The sequence below is a fragment of the Mesorhizobium sp. M1322 genome (assembly GCF_040318085.1).
Lineage (GTDB): Bacteria > Pseudomonadota > Alphaproteobacteria > Rhizobiales > Rhizobiaceae > Mesorhizobium.
Window position 1 is genome coordinate 1 of the sequence record NZ_JAMYLP010000109.1, and the last position, 16504, is coordinate 16504.

Annotated in this window: 7 protein-coding genes and 15 pseudogenes; 13 read left to right on the top strand and 9 right to left on the bottom strand. The window is 60.2% G+C overall.

The window, feature by feature from the left end; translation table 11 throughout:
• From NKH12_RS26705 to NKH12_RS26720, 5 pseudogenes are all read right to left on the bottom strand, one after another.
• Positions 1-443: pseudogene (locus NKH12_RS26705) on the bottom strand (IS66 family transposase); the annotation flags it as partial.
• A 306-nt stretch (positions 444-749) separates the two neighbouring features.
• Positions 750-1081: pseudogene (locus NKH12_RS26710) on the bottom strand (transposase); the annotation flags it as partial.
• A 102-nt stretch (positions 1082-1183) separates the two neighbouring features.
• Positions 1184-1452 (bottom strand): annotated as a pseudogene (locus NKH12_RS30630) (IS91 family transposase); the annotation flags it as partial.
• Positions 1446-2303 (bottom strand): annotated as a pseudogene (locus NKH12_RS26715) (IS110 family transposase); the annotation flags it as partial. The pseudogenes NKH12_RS26715 and NKH12_RS30630, both read right to left, overlap by 7 nt.
• 72 nt (positions 2304-2375) lie before the next feature.
• Positions 2376-2612, bottom strand: a pseudogene (locus NKH12_RS26720) (IS110 family transposase); the annotation flags it as partial.
• 403 nt (positions 2613-3015) lie between these two features.
• Between NKH12_RS26720 and NKH12_RS26725 the strand changes: the two are divergent.
• Complete coding sequence (locus NKH12_RS26725; protein WP_352955888.1) at positions 3016-3399, top strand: EutQ-related cupin domain-containing protein; 384 nt, start codon at positions 3016-3018, stop codon at positions 3397-3399.
• 233 nt (positions 3400-3632) lie between these two features.
• On the opposite strand, the pseudogene NKH12_RS26730 reads toward NKH12_RS26725, so the two are convergent.
• A pseudogene (locus NKH12_RS26730) lies at positions 3633-4400 on the bottom strand (DDE-type integrase/transposase/recombinase); the annotation flags it as partial.
• A 202-nt stretch (positions 4401-4602) separates the two neighbouring features.
• Here NKH12_RS26730 and NKH12_RS26735 point away from each other — a divergent pair.
• From NKH12_RS26735 to NKH12_RS26750, 4 genes and pseudogenes are all read left to right on the top strand, one after another.
• Positions 4603-5910, top strand: coding sequence for a flavin monoamine oxidase family protein (locus NKH12_RS26735; protein WP_352955889.1), 1308 nt, complete (start codon positions 4603-4605; stop codon positions 5908-5910).
• 270 nt (positions 5911-6180) lie between these two features.
• On the top strand, positions 6181-6414 hold the full coding sequence (locus NKH12_RS26740; RefSeq protein WP_352955890.1) for a DUF3830 family protein: 234 nt from the start codon (positions 6181-6183) through the stop codon (positions 6412-6414).
• Positions 6345-6668 carry a DUF3830 family protein gene (locus NKH12_RS26745; protein ID WP_352955895.1) on the top strand — a complete coding sequence of 108 codons (324 nt, stop codon included), beginning with the start codon at positions 6345-6347 and terminating at the stop codon, positions 6666-6668. Before NKH12_RS26740 ends, NKH12_RS26745 begins: the two co-directional genes overlap by 70 nt.
• A 59-nt stretch (positions 6669-6727) precedes the next feature.
• Positions 6728-6931 (top strand): annotated as a pseudogene (locus NKH12_RS26750) (IS256 family transposase); the annotation flags it as partial.
• A 152-nt stretch (positions 6932-7083) separates the two neighbouring features.
• Here the strand turns inward: NKH12_RS26750 and NKH12_RS26755 are convergent.
• Positions 7084-7758, bottom strand: a pseudogene (locus NKH12_RS26755) (transposase); the annotation flags it as partial.
• Positions 7759-7855: 97 nt separating this feature from the next.
• On the opposite strand from NKH12_RS26755, the pseudogene NKH12_RS26760 reads away from it, so the two are divergent.
• From NKH12_RS26760 to NKH12_RS30640, 7 genes and pseudogenes are all read left to right on the top strand, one after another.
• A pseudogene (locus NKH12_RS26760) lies at positions 7856-8545 on the top strand (IS701 family transposase); the annotation flags it as partial.
• Positions 8476-9174, top strand: coding sequence for an IS701 family transposase (locus tag NKH12_RS26765; protein WP_352955896.1), 699 nt, complete (start codon positions 8476-8478; stop codon positions 9172-9174). The pseudogene NKH12_RS26760 and the gene NKH12_RS26765, both read left to right, overlap by 70 nt.
• Before the next feature lie 68 nt (positions 9175-9242).
• Positions 9243-10226, top strand: a pseudogene (locus NKH12_RS26770) (IS630 family transposase).
• A 228-nt stretch (positions 10227-10454) separates the two neighbouring features.
• Positions 10455-10559: pseudogene (locus tag NKH12_RS30635) on the top strand (DUF5372 family protein); the annotation flags it as partial.
• A gap of 186 nt (positions 10560-10745) precedes the next feature.
• A complete protein-coding gene (locus NKH12_RS26780; RefSeq protein WP_352955891.1) occupies positions 10746-11195 on the top strand; it encodes a helix-turn-helix domain-containing protein in 450 nt (149 codons plus the stop codon).
• A 5-nt stretch (positions 11196-11200) separates the two neighbouring features.
• Entirely contained in the window at positions 11201-11488 is a 288-nt protein-coding gene (locus tag NKH12_RS26785) for a hypothetical protein (protein ID WP_352955892.1), read from the top strand.
• A pseudogene (locus NKH12_RS30640) lies at positions 11478-13569 on the top strand (recombinase family protein). Before NKH12_RS26785 ends, NKH12_RS30640 begins: the two are co-directional and overlap by 11 nt.
• On the opposite strand, the pseudogene NKH12_RS26800 reads toward NKH12_RS30640, so the two are convergent.
• Together NKH12_RS26800 and NKH12_RS26805 are read right to left on the bottom strand one after the other, a co-directional pair.
• Positions 13564-14331 (bottom strand): annotated as a pseudogene (locus NKH12_RS26800) (DDE-type integrase/transposase/recombinase); the annotation flags it as partial. The pseudogenes NKH12_RS30640 and NKH12_RS26800 sit on opposite strands and share 6 nt — an antisense overlap.
• Positions 14332-14472: 141 nt before the next feature.
• Positions 14473-15633: pseudogene (locus NKH12_RS26805) on the bottom strand (IS110 family RNA-guided transposase).
• Positions 15634-15713: 80 nt separating this feature from the next.
• Here NKH12_RS26805 and NKH12_RS26810 point away from each other — a divergent pair.
• Positions 15714-16426: pseudogene (locus NKH12_RS26810) on the top strand (IS256 family transposase); the annotation flags it as partial.
• Between the last annotated feature and the right edge of the window lie 78 nt (positions 16427-16504).

Here is a 16504-nt window from a genome sequence, read left to right on the forward strand (position 1 = left end):
GCATAATAGAGCGCCGCCGGCGGCGACTGTCCACCGAAGGGCCGATCATCCCTGACGTAGGTCCAGATGCGCCCCGTGTCGGTTTTGCCCTTCGCCAGAATCGGCACGGTGGTGTCGTCTCCATGAAGCCGCTCGGCGGCAAGCACATGCGCCTCGATCAGCGCGTGCACCGGCTTCAGCGCCGCGGCACAGGCTCCGACCTGGTCGGCCAGTGTCGAGAGGCTGAGGTCGATGCCCTCGCGGGCATAGCGCTCACTTTGCCGGTTCAGCGGTTGATGCTGACCGAACTTCTCGAACAGGATCATGGCGAGGAGATTTGGCCCGGCGAAGCCGCGCGGCGTCAAATGGAAGGGCGCCGGCGGCTGCGCGATCTTCTCGCATTCACGGCAAGAGAACTTCTCGCGCACGGTCTGGATCACCTTCCACTGCCGCGGAATCACCTCCCTTACACCGTACGTCACGCCAAATCCCGCACGTCTGGCTGCGGATAAGATTCCTGATGAGGCACTCGGTAACAAAATTACGTGAGGCAACACGGTGTCCATGTCGGCTCAATGATCCCCAGAAGGGCCGTTTGAATCTTCCCCAGTTTAGCGCTGTCATCGGTCTTCCGGAGCCCGGGAGACCGGCGGCGCGTGATCGCCGATGCTTCTCCCGATGGTCGGGAGAGGGATTTCGGTGATCAAGATCGGAGAGATGATGATGATACTGGATTTGCATCGGCAGGGCCTGTCGGTGTCGGCGATCGCCAGTCCTACAGCCCACAGCAGACTGCGCTCACTCAAAGCCTGACGAAAAGACCTGCTCGACCCGTAGCCCGCGTCGGCAAGCACGCAGCCGAAACGCGCACCGGAGGCGATGACACGATCGATCTCTTCAATGGCGATCTCCGGCTTTGTCAGAGCGACCTGTCGATCCTTCGGGACTCGCGCCCGCATCATCCGCTCGGGATCATTCGTCCAGGTGTCGGGCAGGAAGAGCCGAAGGCGCACCATCACCGGCACTTCGCGCGAGGCCAGGGTCACCAACACCAGTGACTGGACGTCTTGCCAAGCGACGAAGCGTATTGAGGCGCGACACCGGGCTGGCTGCTTGCGACTTGTGCGGTGGGACAAGGCCTGGGTGCCAGCGTCGCACATGGCGACGGGTGCCGAACCAGATGATGTGGACGCACACGGCGTGATCATGAGGTGTCATTCCAGAAGGGGTTCGGCGGCGCCTGCCCCACCGCCAGGTGGCGAGCGTGACCATCGCCACTCCGCAGCATGGGCAGCGATGCATCAACACCAGGCGCTCGGCGGCGACAGCGGCGCTTTCGGCACTCGGTTCGAGATTGTTCTGCTGCTGGCTGGTCAGCAGTCGGCGGCACCGGCCGATCTTGGGGGCGCGATGACCGTTGGCAAAGAAGCCGTAGTGGCGGATGCGGTGGAAGCCGTCGGGCAGCGTGTGCACTTCATCGCCGCGCCTTCGATCACCACACCGGTCACATATTTCCAGAGTGCGACCAGTAGCTTTCGCGCTAGTGCCACGATCATCGGCTTCTTGAGACGGCCGCCGTTACGCCTGACCCGCTCGTGGAACCAATGACTGAGCGCCGAGTCCGGCTGGTGTCGTAGCCAGAGCCACGCGAACTCAATAAGCGTTGCTCGCAGCCTCGGATTACCCGCTTTCGGACACGCCCTGTTCGCGAGCGATTGATTCGTTCTGCCAGGGTGTGGGGGTGGCGCTGCGGTTCGTAGTCGATGATTCCCTGCGCGAACAACAATCCCTTAAGGCGATTGACGTGCCGTTTGCGCTCGTGGATGAGTGTCTTGAGTTCGCGGCAGAGACGGCGGCGATCCTCCTCTTCGGGGGGCGGCACTCTGACCATCGCACACACCCGAGGTTCGCCCCGTTTGTACGCCAATCGCGCGAACCAGCGTCTCGCCATCGATCTTATCGGTCTTCGCCCGCCGGCGTCGGCGTGAGGTTGCGATCGAAGCTGGATCGAACGACGTGGCTTTGGAAGCCTTCCTTCTCCAGCACCCGACAAATCCAGAAGCCGTCCATGCCGGCCTCCTGAATGACGATGATTGAAAAGCGGTACCCTGTTCGCACCTGCGCCTTGTCCTGGAGTCGGGCGAAGCGCGTGAGGAGCGCTACGACATCTACCCCAGATACCGCGTGCTTCGACATCTCTCCACCGCCTAGCAGCAGCCACGTGATCACCAGGTTGATCGACTGAGTCCCAATGAGACGAAAATCGCGCCAAGATCAGTGCGGATAGCGGTTGGTACTTCGGGTAGGTCTGCTACATTCTGCATGGTCTTCTCCAAAGAGAGTGAAGTTCAGCAACCTCACTCTGCCAGAGCCCCGGTCGCTATCCACCTCCTCATAGGATCTTCACGCGGCGGTGGCATCAGCCGGACGTCATGCCCCATCTCCTGAAGCCTGCGCCCCAGTCGTAAGCACCTGCACAAGCCTCCATGTCGATCAGGCATCGCAGTCGCTTCTCGAAAAATGCGAGCAACTGGCTTCGGCGAAGTTGGCGGCGGACAACAACCCGACCACTCTCATCTGCACCATAAGGCACTCTTTGCGAGGTCGATAGCAACTGTGGCAAGCTCGGACATGGATGGCTCCTCTAGCGGTATGATGACTCCCGAGTATGGCGCAACGCGGGAGCAGGAGCCATCAACACCATCAATCGAGAAGGAGTTCTCGAAGCCAGGACGTTGCTAAGAAAAGCCGCAGCCAGAATCGTCGACGAGCTCAGGTCGGTCTTCGCCGAATGCGTCAAGGCATTCGAACCCGCAACGCCGTGTGCGGAGGACACATGATAACTCATCGGGCATCTATCACAGTGACTTTCGTTATCACTCTTGCCGCCTCTAGAAATCAGCGGAAAGTTATTAAAGATGCCGATATACTGCAGCAAAAGGGCGCGATTTGCATCAAAAGCGCGAACCGAGGTTGCTAGTGTGAATAAGCGGTTTTGTTCAGCTTCCGGACTCGTGTGCAACTTAGGAGAATGAAATGGCAGGAGTAAAGGTCTTTAGTGCTGGAAATGTCGACCAGAAATTTAACGATAGAGGTACGTCTTGGCACGAATTTATCAACGAAAAAGATAGCTCGCAGTTTGGATCCGGTCTCACGTATTTTCAAGATTCAGATTTTGAGTGGACCCTCTGGTATGATGAGATGCTGATATGTATCGATCCGGGGCAACTGTTGGAAATTGTAGTTGATGGGCATGCCTACCGCTTAGAGAAAGGCGACTCGATCTGGATTCCGGCGGGAACGGTTGCGACGTATCGGGCAGTCGGCCACGCCCTCATATATTACGCAATATCTCCGGCCAATTGGAGAACGCTAAATAGGGACTATCTCAGCAAAATCGAGGCTGCTCAGTCTCCTTAGCAGACCGGTTACCTTAGAATAAGGCCGACCCTCTGGGGGATGGGTGCGCGTCCACTAACAGCGTCAATGTGACCGTATGATTGCACTGAAACCTTTGGAGGCGTCCAAAACAGCGGTTTGACTTTTGACCTGCCACTCAAATTCATCCGGCTGCAATAAGATAGCCTCGGCGGTTTTTGCTCCGATACCATTCTCTGGACCGCTGGTAGATAGAGTTTCCCGGCTTTCTTACGAGGCGGGCTGGCGGCGCCATTGTGATTGAGCAACGAGATCTGGGCTTTGTGCCCGATCGCCCCATCTGTGCGTTCATCGTTGTAGTATCTGCGCCAATCCTCCAACTTTTCAGCGGCGTCGGCAAGGTCAGGCACCAGGGGCGTTCAGGCACTCCGCAGGGGGAAGCGACCGTTGAGGGCTCGATGTAGGCGCTATCCGTCGTCTGTACCGGTCGGCTGAAGTCGAGCGTAACAAGCCCATAGATCGAGGTCGCGGGATACGAACTCCGAACCCTGGTCGACCCGGATCGTCTCGGATATCCAATGCGAGGACAGACCTGCTCAAGTGCTTAGACTACGTCCTCGGCGCGATAGCTGAAGCGCGGCTCAAGCACCGGGACGGGAACGTATCTACGACCGTCAGGACACGGATCTTCTTGCCGGTGGCGAGCTGATCGTGAACGAAGTCCATCGCCCAGACGTCGTTCGGGCCAATGGCCTCTTGGGGACCTCCCCGCATTTTTGCCTTTCGCGCCGATTGGGCGTCTTGTTCCTCAGTTGGAGGCTTCCTGTAAATGCGGTAGGTTCGCTTTATGTTGATGTCCCACCTTCGCGCTTCAGCATCACGTGGACGCGCCGGTAGCCGTAGCGCACACGCGTCGCGCAGATGTCCTTGATCCGAGCCTCGATGCCGGCCTGGTCGCGGCGGCGGGACTTGTAGTGGTAGGGTGACGTGCCGAAATCCATGCCCCCGCAAGCCCGCCGGATCGACACTTCCCACTCACCGCACGCCTCCGCCCCAGTTCGGTTTTGCAGGTAAAACATCGTCGTTTATTGGGGCTGCTGCGCGCATTTGGTGCAAGAAAGAGATCCAACTCGCTGGAATGCGGCACGATCCGCGTGGTATGGCCGCCAACCGCAACAAATTCGAAGCTACATTCCATTCTTCAAGTTCGAGTTTCGATTTGAAGAATACAGTGAGGAACAAGGAATGAAATCACAAACCTGTGACGTAGTCATCGTAGGTGCGGGCTTCGCGGGCGCTGTGGCGGCGCGCGAGCTGATTGCCTCCGGCCTGAAGGTTGTCGTTCTGGAAGGCCGTGATCGAGTGGGGGGTAGAGTGTGGTCTCGGAAAGCGTGGGGGCACACGTTTGAAGTCGGCGGCCAGCTCGTCCACTGGTCGCAGCCACATCTTTGGGCAGAACTAACTCGCTATGGGTTCGGGGTGTATGATCTCCGCGACGAGTCTCATGATGTAAGCACGCTTTTGCTTTTGAGCAAAAATCGTCTCCAGCGGATGTCGGCCGAGGATGCAGGGAAAGTGATGGATCAGGGATTTCAGAAGATTGCGGCTGCCGCTCAAGCCGTATTCGAGCGTCCCTACGAGCCTTTTTATAGTCGTCCCGAACTAGAAAAGATCGATCACCTAACCGTTCCGGAAGGTCTGATTTCAGCTGGATTGTCTGAAGATGAGCGCTCCCTGGTCGAAGCCACTGTTACCGTGTGGTTTAACGCTCCTCTGGAAAATGGGGCTTACAGCCAAGTTCTTCGGCGTTTAGCGGCAGCGCCGGGAGTTAGTACCGGTGACATTATCCGCTTCCGTGTGAAGGGCGGAATTCAAGCAGTAGTAGAGACGATACTCGAAGATGCGCGAGCTGAAGTTGTTTTGAACACTGGTATTAAACGTATCGAACAGCTGCCCGAGGGCGTACGTGTTGTGGCCGAAGGCGAGAAGACGTGGGCTGCGAAGGCGGTCGTGGTTACCGCTCCAGTTAATGCTCTTTCGGATATCAACTTTGTTCCTCCTTTGAGCGAGGGTAAGCAGGCGATGGTCAATGAGCGACAAGCCACCCAAGGAACCATGTTCTTTGTTAATCTCGTTGGCGAATATGAACCGTTTGAAGCGCTGGCCTCATCAGGCTACCCCCTGACCTGGATGAAATCGCGAGCATACGTGGATGGCGGTATCGTCGCACAGGCGCTTGGGCCCGATGCAAGGATGCTCGATATGAATAATCTAGAGCAGGTTCAGGCTGCGGTGCGTCAGTGGTTACCGAATGCCGTTGTGAGAGGCACTTTGGGCCACGATTGGACGGGAGACCCATTCTCGCGAGAAACTTGGGCAATTGCACGCCCTAGTCAGCTGACCAAATACCATGATGAACTTAATAGATCCGAAGGAGGAGTTTACCTCGCCGGAACTGACTACGCAAACGGTTGGTACGGATACGTAGACGGCGCTATCGAGAGCGGGCTATCGGTGGCAAGGAAGCTACAAAAGGCCATCGGAGTAGCTTGAAACGGACGGGGGTTACAACGAAACTTCTTACAAACGTTCCCAAATAACCATGCCGTCCGCTATTGTGTATGTTGAAGCAATTGAGAGCTACGCCGTTGCGATTGACGGAGCATTCCATTTATGAATCCGACGAATGCGCGGCGGTCTGAGTGGACAAACAACCGCGTGTAGTGCCGTCGGCGCACGCTCCCCTCCAACCTCTTAGCCTTCATTGAGTATTCTGAGGCCGCGATGTAAAGTGAGTGTATACGTCAAACAGGAGAAAATGTAATGCGGCCTCAATTTCTGAGGATTGGTTTACGCAAACGCGAGGTCTCGCTCGACGTGAGCTTGAGATGGGATAAATCTCCTTGGACATGTGAACAGATCCTTAAGCGATTACCTCTTGAGGAGCAAGCTTGGCACGCTCAATGGGCGAACAATGAAATTACACCCTGGTCCAAGCTGGTTCTGAAGATTTCAGAGAAGAGTGGCGATGCATGTACCCCGCCCCCGGTGATTTGATGCTTGTTCCGATTAAAGGCGGTTTCGGCCCGCTACCCGGGACGGCTAATTTGGATAGTTCCAAAGATCATCTCGACATCGCGTTCTTCTCTGATCGTGGCAGTAACTTATATGGACCCGAGGGCCCATCATCCGGAAACATTTTCGCTACTGTATGCGATATGCTGGAATTAGAAACTATGGCTAAAGCTTGTTCGGACCTGTGGTTCACGGGGGCAGTTGACGAGAAGCTGTACTTGGAAATACCGAAGTAAATGGGACTGTCAGGAATTCCGTGCGCGGGCGGGCATAATGGGTAAAAAGAATTTCCACTATGACCCGCCGCAAAGAACCGGCAATACCGAATGATCTTCTCGACCAATTGCTGGCAGGAGGCACAGCCAGTGCTGCCTTAGAACAGGGAGGCCTGCTGGATACGCTCAAGAAGGCGCTGACACAGCGCGCGCTGAACGCGGAGATGGACCACGATCTGGCGAGCGGCGAAGGCGCTGGCAATACGCGTAACGGCTACGGCCGCTAGCCGTCCTATTCACGAGCGGCCTGGTTCCTTGCCGCTTAGCGTTCGGTCATGAAGGTCTGAGGCGTCTTTTTCACCGCAGCTGAGACTGGACTTTGGAACGCGCTGGAGGGTCAAGGTATCGGATTGGCGGGGCTTTGATGCCCCGGCGCTCATGGCCCTGCGGGCTGCAGCGTGATGGCGATCGTTCGGAACAGACTTGCTTCGGGACAGGCGGCGGCGAAAGCAAGACGGATGCGCGAGACGGTTTCGGTGACGCGGGCGCGGAGCTTGAGAAGCCTGAGCCGCAGTGTAGCGAACTCGGCGTTGCACAGATGATGGGTCGTGGGCACCGCCAAGCGCAGGGTGAGGATCAACCAGTATGCGGCGGTGTGCAGGACGAGACGGACCTGGTTGGCAATCGGTGAGCGGCAGCTGGTGCGGTCGGAGGCGTGCTGGCTCTTGTGCATCTTGATCAGGTTTTCGGCCTGGCCGCAGGCGCAGTAGATCACGACCGGGCGTCCTGTCGCGGCGTCCTAGATGTGGATCGGCAGGAAGCAACGCTCGTCGTAATGGGCGTTGAACAGCGAGAGCTGCTGATGGCCGTGAACGACATCCACCGTGTCGTCGATGTCGAGCGTGACGCTTTTGGGCGGCGCGGCATAGCTCGACAGCCACAGATCGACCAGCACCCAGCCGAGCCGGATGACGGTGCGCAGGTCGGGCAGGTTCTCGAGGAGCGAGCATGTCGGCTGCGAGCCCAGATCAATCCCGCTGTCGGGCAGCCGCCCGCAGGCGAGCTTGAAGGGCGGGTCGGTGCGCAGCCGGTCGAGATCGTTGGCATCCTCCTAGTCTTACTGAGTCAGAAAGTCGCGGCTGCAAGGGGATTCGCGCTGGTCGCGGATTTGTTAGGTTGCTGCTTCGTGATCAGGGAAGCGCCCCGCCATGCCCGACTGGACAGCCGAGAGTGAAGCCGCGTTCAACGCCTATGTCGATGCTTTGATCGGGGTGATCGGCCACGCCGACCGAGCTGAGCCGCTGAAGGATTATTGCCTCGGACTTCTGATGCCGATTGAGCGCAAGAGCGTGGAGCCGTTGGCGGCCGTCACGGCGCCGTCGCGGGTGTCGGCCAAGCATCAGTCTCTGCTGCATTTCGTGGGACAGGCGCCGTGGTCGGACGCGGCCTTGCTAGCGCGGGTTCGCGACTGGGTTCTTCCACAGATCGAGCAGCGTGGACCGATCCGGGCGTGGATCGTCGACGACACCGGCTTTCCCAAGAAGGGCAAGCACTCGGTGGGCGTAGCGCGCCAGTATTGCGGCCAGTTGGGCAAGCAGGACAACTGTCAGATTGCGGTTAGCCTATCGATCGCAAATGACGCAGCCTCGCTTCCGATCGCCTACGAATTGTATCTCCCGCACAGCTGGGCGGAGGATCCGGAACAACGCAAGAAGGCCAAGATTCCGGCAGAGATCACGTTCCGGACCAAGCCGCAGATCGCGCTCGAGCAGATCAGGACGGCCAAGGCCGAAGGCGTCGCGCCCGGCGTGGTTCTGGCCGACGCCGGATATGGCGCCGACGGCGGTTTCCGCGCGGGCCTGTCCGAGCTCGGTCTGACCTATGTTGTCGGCGTTCAGCCCACACTCAGCGTCTGGCCGAGGAGTTCGAGGCCGAGACTTGGCGCACGATCGCCTGGCGTGAAGGAACCAACACCGAGCTCAATTCCCGCTTCGCCGCCGTGCGCTTGCGGCCGGCATCCAGGGACTACAATCGGCCCGAGGCTCACGCCGAAGAGTGGCTCCTGATCGAGTGGCCTGAAGGCGAGGTCGAGCCGAGCAAGTATTGGCTCTCCACCTTGCCGGCCGACGCTACGATCACCCAGTTGGTCGACGCCGCCAAGCTGCGTTGGCGGATCGAGCGAGACTATCAGGAACTCAAGCAGGAACTGGGACTGGGCCACTACGAAGGCCGAGGGTGGCGGGGCTTCCACCACCACGCCAGCCTCTGTATCGCCGCCTATGGCTTCTTGGTCTCTCTGAGGGAGACGATTCCCCCCTCAACTCCAACTCGCGCCCAGGGCCGCCAAACACCTGGTCTTCCCGACGGTTATCGACCCCGCAGATCCTCCGATCCGACCAGAGCGGCACGTCCCGACCTCGATCCCAACCCTCAGGCGACGCTGACTGTGGCCCTGGCCAACCGTCTGCAACGATGTCCGTGCTGCATAAGGGCAATGGACAGTCCGCGTCAGGCTCGCAATTTATGACGCAGTAGTACTAGAGCGGTTCCTGATTTGACGGAATCGAAGGGGATTCCGGATCAGTCGGTTTTGTGATTCAAGATGCTGGCTGGAGTGGAGGCCAGCATCGGATGACGCGACCTCTTTCGGATGATCTTCGCGAACGTGTTGTAGCGGCGGTTTTGGGTGGCGAGAGCCGCCGGTCGGCCGCGAAACGGTTCGGCATTTCGGTTTCGGCGGCGGTGAAGTTGTTGCAGCGCCATCGGGCGACTGGCTCGGTTGCGCCTGGCAAGATGGGCGGACATCGCAAGAGGGTGCTGGAGCCGCACCGTGCCTTCATCGAGGCGCGTGTGCGTGAGACGCCGCATCTGACACTGCATGGTCTGAAGGATGAGTTGGCCGCACGCGGGGTCAAGGTCTCGCACAACGCGGTCTGGATGTTCTTGAGGCGCGAGGGCCTGAGCTTCAAAAAAAACGCTGTTCGCCCTTGAGCAGGCGCGCGCTGATATTGCCCGCAGGCGTCAGCGATGGCGCTCTTGGCAGGCCGGCCTCGATCCGCAGCATCTGGTCTTCATCGATGAGACCTGGATCAAGACCAACATGGCTCCGCTGCGCGGTTGGGGGCCGAGGGGCAAGCGGTTGCGCGGCTTGGCTCCGCACGGCCACTGGCGCACGCTGACCTTCCTCGGCGCACTGCGCTGCGATCGGCTCGCGGCACCTTGCGTCTTCGACGGACCAATTAACGGCCAATGTTCCGTGCTTACGTCGAGCAGCAGCTCATCACCGTGCTGAAACCCGGCGACATCGTCGTCATGGATAATCTGGGAAGTCATAAGTCGGCGGCCATCAGGCAGATGATCAAGGCGGCCGGCGCCAGGCTTTGGTACCTACCGCCCTACTCCCCAGACCTCAATCCGATCGAGCAGGCCTTTGCCAAAATCAAACACTGGATGCGCCAAGCTCAGAAACGTACCGTCGAGGACACTTGGCGCCACATCGGTCACCTCGTTGAAACGATCGAGGCAACCGAATGCAACAACTACTTCGCAAACGCCGGCTACGCTTCCATCAAAACGTGAAAGGCTCTAGCCGCATGCGATCGCAAAGATGCGGGCGCGCACAATGTCGGCCATGGCGTGCGTCACCCGCGCTGGATCGCGTGGATCGTGGATCGGGGCGGCTAGCCTGTCGGCCAGTTGCAGGCGTCGTAGAGATGCTCGGCGGAGCCTTGTCGAGTTGGTGACGGCGAAGCGGATGTCGAGGCCGAGGGTGGTTGCCTCGATGCGGGCGCAGGCGTCGCCGTACCCGATGTTTTCATTCAGGTCGCGGCGGGTAGGTCGTTCGCGCGTCCAGATGATTTGGCAACCCTGGCGGCATTGATCGAGCAGATCGAGCGCAGCCATGGCGGCTGAATGTGTGTCAGGCAATTTATGCCGCATATGTCAACCTAATTATGCCGGTGCATGCAGATGCTGCTCGGGAACGGCCTGAGGCATTGCAGGGCCCCGACCTGTTTTCAGCATGAGAGCTGCCTTCATTCGATTGACACGCCCTCTTGTGAGGCATAATTTAGTTTACACGCAAGAAGGGGATATACCATGCCCAACGAGACCAAACGCAATCGACTGCGCCAGCTCGGAGCACTCAATGCACGGCCCGAAGCCGTCCGCGCCCCCTGGTTTCGTGAGTCCAGCTTCTTCGATCCTCTCGATCTCGTGCAGGTGAAGTACGAGATGCTGCGTCACGTCCAGGAGGATGGCATCAACAAGGCTGAGGCCGCCGCGCTTTTCGGTCTGTCGCGGCCAACCTACTATCAAGCCGAGGCCGCGTTCGAACGCGAGGGCGTTGCCGGCCTGCTGCCGCGCACCCGTGGGCCAAAGTCGGCCCACAAGCTCACCGACGAGGTGATGCAGCTCATCGAGCAGAACCAGCACGCGGGCGCCCCGCTGCAGGCGCGATCTCTGGCGGAACTGCTGCATTCGACGCTCGGTGTCAGTGTCCATCCCCGCAGCATCGAACGCGCGATCGCCCGTAAAAAAAAACGGTGAGCCCTATGCGCACTCCGGTGCTACCGCACAGCTGGAAGGATTTCTACGAGACACTGCGGGCCGCCGTCCTGTGCGGTCAAGCCTGCGCCAAGGAGATGGGCGCCATCGTTTTTCATGGCTTTTGGCAAGGGCTGGCGTTGCTGATCGCGACCCCTCGGCCTCCCCCGTCGATGCATCGGCGGCCGGAACCACCACCGCCCACGGCTTCGGCTGCAGTGCACGATCGCCAGATCGTGCACATGCTCGCCCACATGGTGCTGGCAGCAGAGACCCGAGGGAATCATGTCTACTGACATTGCCATGAAGGTTGGCGCCGACCATCTGCGGCGTGATGCATTCCTCTACGTGCGTCAGTCCTCTCTTCGTCAGGTGTTCGAGAACACCGAGAGCACCAAGCGGCAATACGCCTTGCGCGATCGGGCAGTGGCGCTGGGCTGGCCGATCGAACGGGTCCACGTCATCGATAGCGACCTGGGCCTCTCCGGCGCGCAGTCGCAGGACCGCGACGGCTTCCAGCACCTGGTGACCGAAGTGGCGATGGGGCATGCAGGGATCGTGCTGGGGCTGGAAGTCTCGCGCCTGGCACGCAACAATGCCGACTGGCACCGCCTCCTTGAACTGGCCGCTCTGTCGCGGACGCTCATCATGGACGAGGACGGCGTCTACGATCCGGCCTATTTCAACGATCGCATGCTGCTCGGGCTCAAGGGCACGATGAGCGAGGCCGAACTGCACATCCTGAAGTCGCGGCTGCAAGGCGGCATTCTCAACAAGGCGCGCCGCGGCGAGCTCGAGATGCCGTGCCGATCGGGTTGATCTACACTCCTGACGCGCGGGTCGTGCTCGATCCCGACCGACAGATCCAGGACACGGTGCGGCTCCTGTTCGATACCTTCCGCGAGACCGGCTCGGCCTGCGCCGTCGTTCGCCGCCTGCGCGGCGGAAAGATCCTCTTTCCCCGACGTATCCGTCGCGGCATCGGCAAGGGCGACGTCCTGTGGAGCGAGATCGACCATTCCCGCGTGCTCCAGATTCTGCACAACCCGCGATATGCCGGCGCGTTCGCCTATGGGCGCACGCGCACCGCCTACAATGCCAGGCTCAAGTCCGTGCAGCTGCGCGTGGAGAGATCCAACTGGCAGGTGCTTATTCCCGAAATTCCCGAAGCCCACGAGGGCTACATTTCCTGGGCCGAGTATGAGCGGAATCAGACAACCCTGGAACAGAACGCCGCCGGCTTTTCACCTGGCCTGCGTGGACGCATGCCCCGCCAGGGCAGCGGTCTGTTGCAGGGACGGCTACTGTGCGGCCGCTGCGGTGCACGCATGCGGGTCCATTACGAGCCATTCGAGGGGCGGCTGCGCCCGTATTATGTCTGCAACGAAGCGTCGTGCGACACGCCGGCAAGCACTGCCAATGGGTGTGCGGCGCTCCGGTCGACGAGGCAGTCAGCGCGCTACTGCTGGAGGCGATGGCGCCGGCAGCGATCGATGTCGCGCTTGCCGTGCAGCAGGAGATCACCCACCGCGTGGAGCAGTCCGCCGCGCTGCGCGGCACGCAGCTGCAACGCGCCCGCTATGAGGCTGAACTGGCCCGCCGGCGCTACCTGAAGGTCGATCCGGACAACCGCCTGGTCGCCGACGCGCTGGAAGCCGACTGGAACGCACGGCTGCGCGACCTCGATGCACTCCAGCGCGAGCACGAGCGCCAGAACGAGGCCGACCGCTCGCTGCTGGACGAGCCAGCGCAGGAGCGCATCAGGGAGCTGGCCGCCGATTTCCCGCGCATCTGGAACGACGAGCGCACCGGTGTTGTCGAACGCAAGCGCATGCTCGGCCTTCTCATCGAGGACGTGACGCTGCTCGTCGACGCGCAGGTCAACATCCATATCCGTTGGCGCGGCGGGCGCACGCAGAGTCTGTCGGTGACCAGACCGCGGCCAATGTCAGTGATACGCAAGACGCCGGCACAGGTCGTGTCGTTGATGAACGAGCTGCTGGAGACCGCCAATGACCGGCAGATCGCCGCCCGTCTCAATGAACTCGGGTATCGCAACTGGCGCGGCGAACCCTTCACGCTGAAGAAGGTCATGCTCGTGCGCCGCACCTACGGATTGAAGAGCCGGTACGAACGGCTGCGGGAGAGCGGCATGCTCACCGGCGAGGAAGTAGCCCAGCAGCTTGGTGTGTGCGTCTCGACCGTTCACCAACTCGGGCGGAAGGGCATTCTCAAGCGCCATCGATACGCCACCAACCATCGATACTTGTACGAACCGCCAGGCAACGTCAGACTCGAAAAGGGCAACGGCAGTCGATATGGTGGTCGTCCGCCCAGATTAATTGTCGCTCAACCACTCCAACAAGATGCATCGTGATGCCTGCTCCTTGGTCCATGGATGTTTGGCCTTGGTCGTGCGGTGCTCGATGTCGTTCGTGGCGCAGGCGTATTCGAAGGCATGTGCCCGGAAGAGTTCGCCGTTTGCGATGGCTTCCCTGATCAGCGGCACGGCCGAGCCGCTGGCGCCGGGCGTCGTGAACTGGATGCCGTTGTCGGTGAGTACGGTGTGGATTTTGTAAGGAACCGCCTCGATCAGACGTAGCAGGAACTCCCTCGAGACGGCGGTCGTCGCCTTCTCGTGCAGTTCGACGAAAGCGAACTTCGAGGTTCGGTCGATCGCCACGAACATGTGCAGCTTACCCTGTTCGGTGCGGACCTCTGCGATGTCGATGTGGAAGTAGCCGATCGGGTAGCTCTTGAACTTCCGCTTCGCCGGCTTGTCGCCCTCGACATCCGGCAATCGGCCGATACCGTGACGCTGCAGGCAGCGGTGCAGAGAGGATCGCGTCAGGTGCGGGATTGTCGGCTGCAACGCATGGAGACAATCGTCCAACGGTAGCAGCGTATAGCGGCGGAAGGCGACGATGACCGCCTCTTCCTCCACGGAAAGCACGGTCGATCTCGGCTCCTTCGGGCCAGTCGGAACGTCCGCGACCGAAGCCCGCTTCTTCCACTTTGCGATCGTCTTCTGGTTGATCCCATAGCGCTTGGCCAGCGCCCTCAGGCTCGCTTGACTATGTTGTATCGCTCGACGGATCGCCTCTGTCGTCGTGGCGCTCCCGTGAAGAACCTGGCCCATAGCGCATCCTTTGATTCGGACGAGAACGATGCTCCATCAAAGCCTGGGATCAAACATCTAGCCAGCTGGGATCTCGGTTCGCCTCCTGGATCCGCCGAGGCTGATCAGGCCTCGAGGGATGAGTGTATCGGTGTGATCTCGTCAGACGGCCTTCATGACAGCACCTTCGATGACGACGCCCGCGGTCACGTATTTCCACAGCGCCACGAGCAGCTTCCTTGCAAGGGCGACGATGGTTGTCTTTTTGAGGCGCCCCTGATTGCGCATCACGCGTTCGTGGAACCAGCGGGTAAGCGCTGAACTCGGTTGATTGCGCAGCCACAGCCAGGCCAACTCGATCATCGTCGTTCGCAGTCGAGGGTTGCCGGCCTTCGAGACGCCTTGCTCGTGCTGGACCGATCCGCTCCGCCAAGGCGTCGGCGCGAGCCCGGCATAGGCGGCGACCTGCCGGCGATTATCGAAGTGCCGGAACAGCCCCGCCGAGTAGAGGATGGCGGCACACTCGTGGCCGATACCCTTGAGATCGAGTAATGTCGCTGCTGGAGTTTCGGCGACTTCGATTGCCAGCAGAGCGTCGCGCTCGGCCTGCACCTCTTTGATCTGGGCTATCGACAGTTCGAGTCGGTCGAGCTCGCGACGGATTTGCCCCTTCAGATGTTCTGGCATTGCGCAGCCGTCGCCGGTCCTCAATTCCTCAAGCCGATGTCGCCGGTCACGTCCCAGCGGCTCGTAGCCGGTGATGCCCTGAGCAAACAGCAGGCCCTTGATCCGGTTGACATGGCAGGTCCGCTCACCAACCAGAACCTTGCGTTCACGGCCGATGCGCCGATGGTCCTCCTCCTTGACGCTTCGGTACCCTAACCATCGCGCACACGCGCGGCTCGCCTCGTTTGTAGGCGAGCAGCGCACGCACCAACGCCTCACCATCGATCTTGTCGGTCTTGGCACGACGCCGCGGGCGCGACGTGGCAAGCGAGGCGGCGTCGACGACATGGCTTTCGATCCCCTCGGCCTCCAGGATTCGATGGATCCAGAAGCCGTCGAGACCCGCCTCCTGAATGACCACAAGCGCAAAGTGCCGGCCGGCGCGCGCCTGTGCCTTGTCCTGAAGCTGGGCAAAGCGTGCCAGCAGTTCTGTGATATCGCCGCCGCGTACCGCATGTTTCGACATCTTCTCCCCACTGCCCGGGACAGCGAAGTGATCAACTAGGTCGATTTACTGAGTTCCAAAGAAATGAAGATCGCGCCAAGATCGGTGCGGATAGCGGCAGGCGCCGCAGATCGATCGGCTACAACACGCATGATTGGCCTCCACAGAGTTGTTGGTCAGCAACCCCACTCTGCCAGAGCGCAGGTCGCTATCCACCACCGGTCATGGGGTCTTTGATGACAAGATCGTATCGATGTACGCGCGCGGCATGAGCACCCGGGAGATCACCGGGCACCTGCGCGATCTGTACGGCATCGAAGTGTCGGCGGACCTGATCTCAACGGTGACGGACGCCGTGCTCGATGAAGTCGCCACCTGGCAGCAAAGGCCGCTCGATCCGATTTACCCGCTGGTCTTCTTCGATGCGATCCGGGTCAAGATCCGCGATGAAGGGATGGTCCGCAACAAGGCCATCCATATCGCACTGGGCGTGCGCGCCGATGGTGCAAAGGAGGTGCTGGGCCTCTGGCTCGAGTAGAATGAAGGTGCCAAGTTCTGGCTGCGGGTGATGAACGAGCTCAAGAACCGTGGCACGGAGGATATCCTTCTGTCTGTTGTCGATGGCCTGAAAGGCTTCCCGGACGCGATCACCGCAGTGTTCCCGGAGGCGATCGTCCAGACGTGCATTGTCCACCTGCTGCGCAACTCGATGGACTTCGTGTCCTGGAAAGACCGCAAAAGCCTCGCCAGCGCACTCAAGGAAATCTACCGGGCCGTCGATGCCGATGCCGCCGAAAAGGCCCTGGCGGGGTTCGAGGCCGGCCCCTGGGCCAGCGCTATCCCGCCATCGGCCAGAGCTGGCGGCGCGCCTGGGGCAAGATCATTCCATTCTTCGCGTTCCCTGACTACGTCCGCCGGATCATTTACACGACGGATGACATCGACAAGCCTGATTTCGACTTTTTCGATTCCTGTTGCGTTTCTTTGTTCGGCTCAGGTGAGCCTGTTTCTTCGTCCCGGCCC